This is a genomic window from Rhizobium sp. 16-488-2b, assembly GCF_017741815.1.
GTDB lineage: Bacteria > Pseudomonadota > Alphaproteobacteria > Rhizobiales > Rhizobiaceae > Rhizobium.
On the sequence record NZ_JAGHMF010000034.1, the window covers coordinates 482,988 to 495,057 of the forward strand.

11 protein-coding genes are annotated in these 12,070 nt (G+C 60.6%); 9 read left to right on the forward strand and 2 right to left on the reverse strand.

The annotated features are described in order from the left end of the window. The first annotated feature begins 83 nt into the window (after positions 1-83). The 8 genes from J5286_RS25760 (at position 84) to J5286_RS25790 (ending at position 7,581) form a co-directional block, all read left to right on the forward strand. On the forward strand, positions 84-467 hold the full coding sequence (locus J5286_RS25760; RefSeq protein WP_209192824.1) for a hypothetical protein: 384 nt from the start codon (positions 84-86) through the stop codon (positions 465-467). 78 nt (positions 468-545) lie between these two features. Next, on the forward strand, positions 546-668 hold the full coding sequence (locus J5286_RS31570; protein WP_280638499.1) for a hypothetical protein: 123 nt from the start codon (positions 546-548) through the stop codon (positions 666-668). 711 nt (positions 669-1,379) lie between these two features. Further along, complete coding sequence (locus J5286_RS25765) at positions 1,380-2,102, forward strand: FadR/GntR family transcriptional regulator (protein WP_209192825.1); 723 nt, start codon at positions 1,380-1,382, stop codon at positions 2,100-2,102. Next, positions 2,099-3,265, forward strand: a complete 1,167-nt coding sequence (locus J5286_RS25770) for a PLP-dependent transferase (RefSeq protein WP_209192826.1) — start codon at positions 2,099-2,101, stop codon at positions 3,263-3,265. Before J5286_RS25765 ends, J5286_RS25770 begins: the two co-directional genes overlap by 4 nt. Positions 3,266-3,307: 42 nt before the next feature. Then, a complete protein-coding gene (locus J5286_RS25775; protein WP_018901262.1) occupies positions 3,308-4,567 on the forward strand; it encodes an ABC transporter substrate-binding protein in 1,260 nt (419 codons plus the stop codon). Positions 4,568-4,748: 181 nt separating this feature from the next. Beyond that, the gene (locus tag J5286_RS25780; RefSeq protein ID WP_018901263.1) at positions 4,749-5,684 is read left to right on the forward strand and encodes a carbohydrate ABC transporter permease; all 936 of its coding nucleotides are present in this window, start codon (positions 4,749-4,751) and stop codon (positions 5,682-5,684) included. Positions 5,685-5,687: 3 nt separating this feature from the next. Next, complete coding sequence (locus tag J5286_RS25785) at positions 5,688-6,518, forward strand: carbohydrate ABC transporter permease (RefSeq protein ID WP_047503993.1); 831 nt, start codon at positions 5,688-5,690, stop codon at positions 6,516-6,518. 4 nt (positions 6,519-6,522) lie between these two features. Beyond that, positions 6,523-7,581: an ABC transporter ATP-binding protein gene (locus tag J5286_RS25790; protein WP_209192828.1), complete on the forward strand. Its 1,059-nt coding sequence runs from the start codon at positions 6,523-6,525 to the stop codon at positions 7,579-7,581. A gap of 6 nt (positions 7,582-7,587) precedes the next feature. On the opposite strand, the gene J5286_RS25795 is transcribed toward J5286_RS25790, so the two are convergent. After that, positions 7,588-8,724, reverse strand: coding sequence for a calcium:cation antiporter (locus J5286_RS25795; RefSeq protein ID WP_348529288.1), 1,137 nt, complete (start codon positions 8,722-8,724; stop codon positions 7,588-7,590). A gap of 108 nt (positions 8,725-8,832) precedes the next feature. Next, positions 8,833-9,762 carry a LysR family transcriptional regulator gene (locus tag J5286_RS25800; protein WP_209192830.1) on the reverse strand — a complete coding sequence of 310 codons (930 nt, stop codon included), beginning with the start codon at positions 9,760-9,762 and terminating at the stop codon, positions 8,833-8,835. 174 nt (positions 9,763-9,936) lie between these two features. Here J5286_RS25800 and J5286_RS25805 point away from each other — a divergent pair, with 174 nt between their 5' ends. Continuing rightward, entirely contained in the window at positions 9,937-12,066 is a 2,130-nt protein-coding gene (locus tag J5286_RS25805; protein ID WP_209192992.1) for a TonB-dependent siderophore receptor, read from the forward strand. The last annotated feature ends 4 nt before the right edge of the window (positions 12,067-12,070 follow it).

Consider the following 12,070-nt stretch of genomic DNA (forward strand, 5'->3'; position numbering starts at 1 on the left):
TACATGATCGTGCCATGATGCACCTGGGTTAAGATCTTGTAGACGCCGTGGTGGTGTGCGCCTCGCTTTCACAGGAGCATCCAATGATCATCGTATTTTTCGAATATGACGCACGGCCCTACTTCTTCGGTGTCACCTCTGGAAAGCAGACGACCGGGTGCTCGTTGTCGTATAACGACGTGGCCGCCGAGCTCTTCGACCTTCAGAAAGCTGAGTGGAAGGTTGACACAATCGATGCCCAGCCAACCTATATCCAAGGCACAGCCTTACGCCGCTTCGAGTTCGTCGAGGGGCGTTGGGTGTTAGTTGACGTGGAAGACGGCATCATGACTGTCGTAGCGGACATGCACGACGGTGATGGCTGTTTCTTGATCTCGGCAAACGAGCCGAACGAGGTCTTTATCGCAGAAGCCACGGAAGTCACTGACGACCTCATCGCGCAAGCCGGTTCAAGTTACGGCGGATAAGGCTGACTTATGTTTCCGGGCCGCCTCGAGGACAGCTTCGGGATAGCGTCCGCGACTTATTCCCAACTTGACAAAGAAATGGTCGAGATTAAGCAGAGCGCCCTCGCCAAGGAGGCGTTCTCGCTGATAGTCGACCTCAACAAGCGCTGCTACTCGGTCTATTTCGTCCGCGAGATGCACCGGAGGTTGGCAACTTCTTAGCTTCTCCAGTGACGCGCGCGCGGTCACAATGTCGCCAAGCTTTTGGGACGCGCGTGCGATACCTAGGAGAGTTTCTTCTGGTGTTCTGGATGTTCTGCCAAGCTTTTTCATACAGGCAGTTTGCAGAATAACTCTGCCGGCATCAACGACCCGACGGCGGAGGTCCGGTGTCTGCGATGGGCAACGAGAATGCTCCACGATATTCTTTTACGGTCGCGGAAGGCAATGACTAGGACGTTGTCCAAAAGAATTCCGAGCTTGCCGAGATCCAAAAGGAGACCGACTTTACAGTCGCTCAGCCTCTCATCTCGTGTGGGGCAGGCCGGCTAGCGCCCGCGATCGACGCCTGTTTCGACTAGCTCGACTCCGTGCTTCCCCGACGACCTCCATTTCAGGCCCTCGGTTACCGAGAAGAGGCAGGGCTGGCTCAAATTTGAGTGGCTTAGGTCTTTTCTTGAGCTAAACCAATTGCTCTTACGAGGCGCCAAATAATATCTCACGATTTCAATCGGATAGGTCAAGGCGGTGGTTTCGGCGGCAAATCCGGGCTCTCGTTAGAGGTACATTCGTACCTTATCGGAGGGGCGTACGGCCATTGTGGGCAACCCGGATCAGCCAGTCACGACATCTTGACGAGTCACTAATCTATGTGAAATGCTAAGATGTCAGACCAATTTAAAGGTCGGCTGCCTATAAAAATATTGGGGAACCATGAAGGCACCAAACAGCGATAGGCCGGTTATCCGGCCGCTTCCGGCGATGGATCGCGCGCGTCAGGTAACGGATGCGTTGGCGGACTATGTGGAAGATGCGCGCCTGCAGGCCGGTGACCGGCTGCCGGCTGAGCGCGAGCTGATGGCGGACCTCAGGGTCGGGCGCTCGACCATTCGCGAGGCGATCCGGCACTTCCAGGCGCTCGGTGTGATCGAGACGCGCAAGGGCAGCGGGACCTATCTGCTGAAGCCGATCTCCAAGGCGACCATTCACATGCCGCTGTCGCTGCATGCGACGGACCTGCGCAACGCCCTGCTGCAGACGCTGGAAGTGCGCCGTGGCATCGAGTGCGAGGCAGGCATGGTGGCCGCGAAGAAGCGCACCGCTCAGGACCTTGTCGTCATAGAAGAGAAGCTCAACGAGATGGAGCGCGTCCATCTGGAAAAGGGCACCTCGGGTCCGGAGGATCTGGCCTTCCACCTCGCCATCTACGATGCCAGCCACAATCCGCTGTTTCGCCAGCTTCTCGAGCAGATGCGCGAGACCTTCTGGCAGTTCTGGCAGCACCCTTTCGAGCGGCAGGACTTCGCCCGCCGTTCCTTTCCCTTTCACCGCACGCTCTTCAACGCGATCGCCGCGCGCGATCCCGAGGCGGCGCGCGAAGAGACACTGAAAATCCTCGCGTTCGTCGAGGAAGACATCAAGGAAATGTCCCAATGAGCAACGGTTCAGACCCGTTCGAATTCGCGTCCCTCATCACCGCGCACGACGAAGGAAACTTCGCCGAAGCAGTGGTGCCGCCGATCTTCCAGACGTCGCTGTTCACATTCTCCGATTACGACGACATGATCGCCTCTTATCGCGGCGAAAAGGTGCGTCCGATCTACACGCGCGGCCTCAATCCCACGGTGCGCATGTTCGAGGAGATGCTGGCGAAGCTCGAGGGTGCTGAGGATGCGCTGGGTTTTGCCAGCGGCATGGCGGCGATCTCGTCGGCGGTGCTGGCCTTCGTCGAGCCGGGCGACCGCATCGTCGCCGTCAAGCATGTCTATCCCGATGCCTTCCGCCTGTTCGGTACGGTCCTGAAGCGCATGAAGGTCGAGGTGACCTATGTCGACGGCCGTGATGAGGAGGCCGTCGCCAAGGCGCTGCCCGGCGCCAAGCTGTTCTACATGGAAAGCCCGACAAGCTGGGTCATGGAAGCGCATGATGTCGGCGCGCTCGCGGCTCTGGCGAAGCAACATGGTGTGATCTCCATGATCGACAACAGCTGGGCAAGCCCAGTCTTCCAGCGGCCGATCACGCTCGGCGTCGATCTCGTCATTCACTCGGCTTCGAAATACCTCGGCGGCCACAGCGATGTTGTCGCCGGCGTCGTGGCCGGCTCGAAGGAAATGGTCGCCCGCGTCAAGGCGGAATCCTATCCCTATCTCGGCGGCAAGCTGTCGCCCTTCGATGCCTGGCTTTTGATCCGCGGCATGCGCACCTTGCCGATCCGCATGAAGGCGCACGAGGCGGCCGGCATGACGATCGCCAAGCGCCTGCAGGATCTCGATGTCGTCGAAACGGTCTGCCATCCGGGCCTGGCCAACCGCCTGCCGGCGGGTCTTAACGGCACGTCGGGGCTGTTCTCGTTCATATTCCGCGAAGGCGTCGATATTCGCGCCTTCGCCGATCACCTCAAGCTCTTCAAACTGGGAGTGAGCTGGGGTGGACATGAAAGCCTGATCGTACCAGGCGAGGTCGTCCTTCAGCAGAAGGCACAGCCCAGTTCCGCGCATACCTTCGGGATCCACGCGCGGTCCGTACGCCTCCATGTCGGCCTCGAAGGAACCGAGGCGTTGTGGAGAGACATCGAGGAGGCGCTTTCCGTCGCTTCGTAAAAGTCCAGAAACAGAGGAAAAACCTGGAAGGGGGAACTGAGCATGAAAAGACTGATAACCGCAACGCTGCTGGCCACGATGATGGCGGGTACGGCGATGGCCGACACGACGCTGAAGCTCGTCGAGGTGATCACCAGCCCCGAGCGCACCGAAACCCTGAAATCGCTTGTCGGCAAGTTCGAAGCTGCCAATCCCGGCACCAAGGTCGACATCATCTCGCTGCCCTGGAACGAAGCGTTCCAGAAGTTCGCGACCATGGTATCGGCGGGCGACACCCCTGACGTCATGGAAATGCCGGATACCTGGCTCTCGCTCTACGCCAACAACGGCATGCTGGAGAGCCTTGAGCCCTACCTCGAAAAGTGGGAATACACCAAAGGCCTGACGCCGCGCGCGCTGGAACTCGGCCGCGACGTCAAGAACACCGCCTACATGCTGCCCTACGGCTTCTATCTGCGCGCGCTGTTCTACAACAAGAACCTCTTCAAGGAAGCCGGCGTTTCCGAACCGCCGAAGACGATGGACGAGTTCGTCGCCGCCTCCGAAAAGGTCTCCAAGCTTCCCGGCAAGTCCGGCTACTGCCTGCGCGGCGGACCGGGCGGCCTGAACGGCTGGGTTATGTTCGGAGCGACGATGGCCGGCTCCAACAAGTTCTTCAACGACGACGGCACCTCGACCATGAACAGCGAAGGCTGGACCAAGGGTCTCGAGTGGGTGGTCGATCTCTACAAGAAGGGCCTGGCGCCGAAGGACAGCGTCAACTGGGGCTTCAACGAGACCGTCGCCGGCTTCTATTCCGGCACCTGCGCCATGCTCGACCAGGATCCGGATGCCCTGATCGCGGTTGCCCAGCGCATGAAGCCGGAAGATTTCGGCGTCACCAAGATGCCTGTCGGCCCGAGCGGCAAGGGCTTCACGACCATCGGTTTTGCTGGTTGGTCGATGTTCACCACCAGCCAGAACAAGGATCTGTCCTGGAAGCTGATCGAAACGCTTGAATCGCCCGAAGGCAACATCGAGTGGAACAAGCGCACCGGCGCTCTTCCGGTTCATACTTCGGCCGAGAAGGATCCCTTCTACGCCAGCGAGCAGTTCAAGGGCTGGTTCGATGAACTGGCCGACAAGAACATCGTCCCGACCGTGATGCCGACCTACCTCGAGGAATTCGCCTTCTTCAAGGATTCGCTCGCCATCAAGACGACGCAGCAGGCGCTTCTCGGCGATATCACGCCGAAGGAACTGGCTGACCAGTGGGCGGACTATCTGACCAAGGCTCAGCAGAAGTACCTCGCGAAGAAGTAAGCGGGCTTAGAGCAAGCAGCCCCCTCATCCGACCCTACGGGCCACCTTCTCCCCAAGGGGAGAAGGGAATGGAGACGTCGCGGCAAATCCCTTCTCCCCAACGGGGAGAAGGTGCCGGCAGGCGGATGAGGGGGCTACCCCCGATCGGGGTCCTATAGTCGAACCATGAAAGCCGCCCAAGATGACCATGACCGCCGATACGCTCGACAGTCGCCGTGACCGCCGGTCGTGGCTGAAGCGCGTCGCCGATGCCTCGGAACCCTATCTCTACAGCGCCCCATCGCTCGTCCTCATCATTGCCGTGATGCTGGTGCCGCTGGTGATCGGCGTGTCCTATGCGTTCCGCGATATCCAGCTTCTGAACCCCTTTTCCGGCGGCTTTGTCGGGCTGGAGCATTTTCGCGACCTCTCCAAGGACGCCGCCTTTTATGGCGCGCTGAAGAACACGCTCTGGTGGACCGGCGCGTCGGTCGTCCTGCAGTTCATCTTCGGGCTTATCCTCGCGCTTTTGCTCGACAAGCCGTTCTGGGGCAGGGGCCTCGTCCAGGCGCTGGTGTTTCTGCCCTGGGCCGTCCCGTCGTTTCTCGCCGGCCTCAATTGGGCATGGCTGTTCAACCCGGTGATCGGGCCTATCCCGCACTGGCTCTATGCGCTCGGCCTTATGAGCGAGCCGCGCAACATCCTTTCCGACCCGCAGTACGCCATGTGGGGGCCGATCATCGCCAATGTCTGGTGGGGCATTCCCTTCTTCGCCATCACGCTGCTGGCCGCCCTTCAGGCAATTCCGCGTGACCTCTACGAGGCAGCCTCGATCGACGGCGCCACTTGGTTCCAGCGGTTCCGCTCGATCACGCTGCCGTTTCTCGCGCCGACGATCGCGATCACCGTGCTGCTGCGCACCGTATGGGTGTCGAACTTCGCCGATCTCATCGTCGTTATGACCGGCGGTGGTCCGGCCGACCGTACGCAGATCGTTGCCAGTTATATCTTCACCCAGGCGTTCAAGCGGCTCGATTTCGGATACGCCTCGGCGATCGCGCTTGTGCTGCTGGTGTTGCTGCTCGCCTATTCCATGCTGATCATCCTGCTTCGGCAGACCCTGCTGAACAAGGATTGAGCCATGAGACGATCCATCATCCCCACCATCGCGCACCGTCTGGCGATCCTGTGCTACATCGTATTCGCGCTGTTTCCGCTGTTCTGGCTGCTCAAGGTCTCCGTCACGCCCAACGACCTTCTCTATTCCGAAGGTGTCCGGATGTGGCCGTCGCGCACGACCTGGGAGCACTATAGCTTCGTTCTCCAGCACAGCGCGTTCCCGACATTCTTCAAGAACAGCCTTATCGTGTCGGCCTCGACCGCCGTCGTCGTCACGATCTGTGCCTCGCTTTCGGGCTATGCGCTCTCGCGGTTCAATTTCCGGGCGAAATACTGGATCGTGGCGCTGATGCTGCTGACGCAGATGTTCCCGCTGGTCATGCTGGTCGCGCCGATCTTCAAGATCCTGACGCCGCTGCATCTGACCAACAGCCTCACCGGCCTCGTCGTCGTCTACACCGCCTTCAACGTGCCCTTTGCGACCTTCCTGATGCAGTCCTTCTTCGACGGCATTCCGAAGGATCTCGAGGAGGCCGCGATGATCGACGGCGCGACGCAGTTCACCGCGTTTCGCCAGATCATCCTGCCGCTGACATTGCCGGGGATCGCAGCCACGCTCGGCTTCGTCTTCACCGCGGCCTGGAGCGAGCTGCTCTTCGCGTTGATGTTGATCAACGGCAACGACGCAGCGACCTTCCCGGTCGGGCTACTGACTTTCGTGGGCAAATTCTCGGTCGATTTCGGACAGATGATGGCGGCGGGTGTTCTCGCGCTCATCCCGGCCGGTCTCTTCTTCCTTCTCATCCAGCGCTACCTCGTCCAGGGCCTGACGGCCGGCGCGGTCAAGGGTTAATCACATGGCATCGATCGATATCCAGAACGTCAAGAAATCGTTTGGCCATGTCCACGTCCTTCAGGACGTCGAGCTGAAGATCGATGATGGCGAGTTCGTCGTGCTCGTCGGGCCGTCCGGCTGCGGCAAGTCCACGTTGCTTAGGATGATCGCCGGCCTCGAGGATGTGACCTCGGGCGAGATCCGCATCGCCGGCAACCGGGTCAACGAGCTTCATCCGAAGGACCGCGACATCGCCATGGTGTTCCAGTCCTATGCGCTCTATCCGCACATGAATGTCGCCGGAAACATGAGCTACAGCCTGAAGCTCAGGAAGACGGCCAAGGACAAGATCGCCAGTGTCGTCGGCGCGGCTGCCTCCAAGCTCGGGCTCGATCCGCTGCTTGAGCGCCGCCCCAAGGCGTTATCGGGCGGTCAGCGCCAGCGCGTTGCCATGGGCCGCGCCATCGTGCGCCAGCCGAAAGCGTTCCTGTTCGACGAGCCGCTGTCCAACCTCGACGCCCGCCTGCGCGAGCAGATGCGCGCCGAAATCAAGAAACTGCATGGCGACCTGAAGGCGACCTCGATCTACGTGACCCACGACCAAATCGAGGCAATGACGCTGGCGGACCGGATTGTCGCCATGTATGGCGGGGTGGTGCAGCAGGTGGGTAGCCCGCTCGAGCTCTATGATCGCCCCGCCAATCTCTTCGTCGCCGGCTTCATCGGCTCCCCGGGCATGAACTTCCTCGATGCGACCTATAGAAACGGCGGCGCGCAGCTGAAGGATGGCAGCGTTGTCGCGCTGTCCAATCCGCTCAAGCTTGCAGACGGCGATAAGGTCACGCTCGGCATTCGCCCCGAGCATGTCGTCATGACGTCCGAGGAGACCGGCATGAAGGCCAGCGTCGAGCTGATCGAGCCGACTGGCTTCGGGATTATCCTGCACCTATCGCTGCATGGGTTGCCGTTCAAAATCTTCACGCTCGACCGGGCGGCGCTGGCGGCGGGCCCGGATGTCAATGTCAGCTTCCCCGCACAGCATGTTCACGTCTTTGACGCGAAAGGCGACCGGGCAAGCTGATCGCCTCTAAGTCTCGAAGATCAAGAGGACATAGGCCACGAAGAGAACGAGGTGCACCGCTCCCTGCATCAGATGCGTGCGGCCGCTGGAAAAGGTGATGATGCTCAAGGCGAGCGTCAGCACCAGCATGATCGGGCTGCTGTGTTCGAGGCCGAGTATGACGGGGTTTCCCGTGAGGTGGCTGATGACGAGCATGGCGGGGACGGTGAGGCCGATGGTCGAGAGCACCGAGCCGAGGAAGATGTTCACCGATCGTTGCAGGTGATTGGCGACCGATGCCCGCACCGCGCTGATCGCCTCGGGCGTCGCCACCAGAACGGCCATGATCACGCCGCCAAGGGCCGCCGGCGCGCGTAGCGTCTCGATGAAATAATCGATCGGCGGCGCCAGTTGCTCGACCAGGAACACGACCAGCGACATGTAAAGCGCGAGCATCACGATCGGCCACCAAAGCGGTCCTTGATGATCGTGGTGACGACTTTGAGGTAGCGCTTCTTCGGTATCGTCGATGAAAAAGCCCCGATGGCGTCCTGTCTGCAGCATCAGGAACACGCCGTAGAGCCCGACCGAGATGAACGCCAGCACCGTCTGCTGGACGGTCGAATAGCCCGGTCCGCCGCTGGGGTGGGTAAAATTCGGCATGATCATGCTGAGCGTTGCCAAAGGCACGATCACGCCGAGATAGGCGTTCGCGCCTTGCAAGTTATGCCTCTGCTCATGCCGCCGCCATGCACCGAGGAGAAGAGATAACCCCACCATTCCGTTCAGGATGATCATGACAACGGCGAAGAGCGTATCGCGGACCAGCGTCGGGTTGTTCTCGCCATGCTGCATCACGGCGGTGATGGCCACGACCTCGATCGTGGTGATCGCGAGCGTCAGTATCAGCGTTCCATAGGGTTCGCCCAGGCGCTCGGCAAGGTGATCGGCATGCCGCACCACTGCTAGTGCCGAGCCGAGCACGACGGAGAAGAGCCAGATGAAGATCAGCGTCAGCCAGAAGGGATTGGCGAGCAGCGCGAACAGCGCCGGACCGTGAAATAGGAAGGCGAGGCTTGTCAGCGCGCTGATTGCAAGGAACCACTCCCGCTGCAGCAGACTGCCGGTCGGAGGGCGGTGCAGCGTTCCCGCATCTGCTGTCACGTCGCAATTCTCCCACAGCTTTCCGCCCCAGGTGATGAAAGCACGGGCCTTGGCTGGCCTCAAGCTCAAATCAACCGAGCGTTTCGCGCGAGGCGCTTGTTTTTGGGGTCACAGGTTGCGTTTGCTGTGAGCAATGAACGCACGCACAGCCGGAGACGCCTCGGTCTTCCTGTAGGCGACGACGAGATCCGATGTCACGTTGGCATGCGGCAGCGGCACGTATCGGATGCCTGGCAGCCTGACGCATTCGAGCGATTTCGGCACGATCGCCACGCCCGCGCCGATCGCAACCATGCTGCCGATACCCGTGAAGTCCCAGGACGTGGAATTGATGTTCGGCTCGAAGCCCGCTTCCTTGCAGGCAGCAAAGGTCGTGCCGTGGAAGCCGACGTCGCGCGGTTGCTGCGGTGTCAAAAACACATCGCCAGCGAGGCCGGCAAGATTGGCGGCGCCGCGCTCCAGCGTCAGCGGATGTCCATCCGGCACCATCAGGACTAAGGGCTCGCGGCGGATGATATGGGTGGCAAGGCCATCCGGGATGGGCGCAGGGCCGCGAATGAAGGCGAAGTCGAGCAGGCCCTCGACGATGCGGGTGAGCTGCTTGCGCAGTTCCATCTCCGTCAGTTCGATCTCGACACCGGGATGATCGCGCTTGTAGGCCTTGATCGACTGCACGACCGCGCCGGAATAGGCGGCCGACGCCACATATCCGATGGAGACGCGCCCGGTCTCGCCGCGACTGACCCTGTTGACCGCCACCATCGCGACATCCGCCTGAGCGAGGATCTTCGTCGCCTCGTCGTAGAGCACCTGGCCGGACTGCGTGAGATGGACGGACCGTCTCGTGCGATCGAGAAGCGACGTTCCGAGAATCTCCTCAAGGCTCATGATCTGCTGGCTCAGGCCCGGCTGCGCGATGCCTAGCCTCGCGGCCGCGCGCTCAAAATTGCGCTCCTCGACAAGCGCCACGAAATATTTGAGGTGGCGCAGTTCAAAGGAAGCGTTGCGGGCAGGTCTTCGTGAGTCCGGGTTCGTCATGTGGGGTGCGCTTCAGAATAATTATAAACTATGAGCGTCTGAAAATATCATAAGCAAGAATGATGAAAATACCCCCTGTCATTTATTGGATGAAATAGGATAAGATGACTAAACAAGTCCAGTTTTCGGATCGTGACTGGATTGGGCGGTAGAGTGGCAAGACACCTTAGTTTCATGGAAGCGCTGGCAGCAACGGCAGTGGTGGGCGTATCGGTAACGGCTCCGGCGCAGTTGCGCGCTGAGGATGGCGACAGCGCAACGGCGCTTGCGCCGATCACCGTGCAAGCCAAGGGGGCGGAAGATCCGAAGGGCCCCGTAAAAGGCTTCGTCGCGAAGACCAGTTCGACCGCGACCAAGACGGGGACGCCGCTACTTGAGACCCAGCAATCCATTTCAGTCGTCACCACCGATCAGATCCGCGCCCAGGGCGCCGAAACGGTCGGGCAGGCGGTCGAATATACGCCCGGTGTTTCCGGCACGCCCTATGGCTCCGATCCGCGTTTCGATTCTCCGAGAATCCGCGGCTTCGACGGTCGCCAGTCGCAATATCTGAACGGCCTGAAGATGATGCGCACCGCCGGCGCGCCGGCGGTTGATCCCTACCAGCTGGAGCGCATCGAGGTCCTGAGGGGCCCGGCATCGGTCATGTACGGCCAGGGCAATCCCGGCGGCATGATCAACCTGATCAGCAAGCGGCCGGTGTTCGAGCGTTTCGGCGAAGTCGGCCTGCAGGCAGGAAGCTATGACACCTACGGCTCGTACTTCGATGTCGGCGGTCCGCTCAGCGATGGCTCCGACTTCGCCTATCGCGTCACGGGCCTGGTGCGCGCCGCCGGTGCCCAGACGGACAATCTCGATAACGATCGCTATTTCATCGCCCCGGCGCTGACATGGCAGCCCGATGACGACACCAAGCTGACGATCCTCACCAGCGTCCAGCACGACAACCCGAGCACCCCATCCAGCCTGCCGGCCCAGCTGACACTCAACGCAACGAACAATCGGCTCTCGCGCGACTTCTTCGTCGGCGACGAGAGCTTCGATCGTTCCTCGCGCACGCTGACAAACCTTGGCTACGAGTTCGAACATCGCCTGAACGACGTCTGGACCTTCCGCCAGAACGTTCGCTATTCCAATTTCGACTGGAATTACCAGGCGCTTGGCATGGCCACCTCAGGTCTCGCCGCCGACGGCCGGACCATCAATCGCAACGCGACCTTCCAGGACGAAAACCTCAACACCTTCAACATCGACAACAATTTCCTCGCCGAATTCGATACCGGCGACGTCGATCACAAGCTGCTTGTCGGCCTCGACTACCGATACTTCGCCAACGATGCCAGCACCCAATTCTGGAGCGCGACGCCGCTTGATGCGTTCAATCCCGTCTATGGTGGTCCGATCAGGCTGACGTCAAAGACGACGGACGCGCATGTCGTCTCCGACCTGCAGCAGCTTGGCGTCTACATCCAGGACGAGATGGCCTACAACAATTGGCGCGCGACGCTTGGCCTCCGGCAGGATTGGGCGAGCACGAGCGGCACCTCCTTGAATGGCAGAACCAACGTCGAGCGGTCGCTCGACAAGGATGATCACAAGCTGACCGGTCGCGCCGGGCTGGGCTATGTCTTCGACAATGGCATTGCCCCCTATATCAGCTACGCCACCTCCTTCGAGCCGGTTCCGGTGCCGACAACAGGCCAGCTGCTGGACCCGACGACGGGCAAGCAGGTGGAGATCGGCGTCAAGTATCAGCCCGAGGGCTGGAACGGCTTCGTCTCCGCCGCCGTCTTCGATCTCCGCCAGAACAACGTCTCGAACACGGTCGCTCTTCCCGGCGGCGGAACGACGATCGCGCAGATCGGTGAGGTGCACGCGCGGGGCGTGGAACTCGAAGGTGTGGCAAGTCTCGCCGACGGGCTGGACCTGCACGCCGCCTACACGTACATGGACACGGAAATTCTGGGGCGAACGGACAATGGCAATCGCCTGGACAACGTTCCGGCAAACGCCGCCAGCCTTTGGCTCGATTACACCTTCCAGGAGGGAAGCGATCTCGATGGCTTCGGCATTGGCGGTGGCGTGAGATATGTGGGACAGCGCTATGGCGATACCGCCAATACATTCGATCTCGGTGGCGTGGCGCTTCTCGACGCGGCGATCCGCTACAAGAAGGATGGTGTTACCGCGTCACTCAATCTCAAGAACATTGCGGACAAGAACTATGTCTCAAGCTGCTCCTCGTTCGGTTGCACCTATGGTGATGGCCGCACGGTCATGGCCAGGTTGAGTTTTGCCTGGTAGTTGG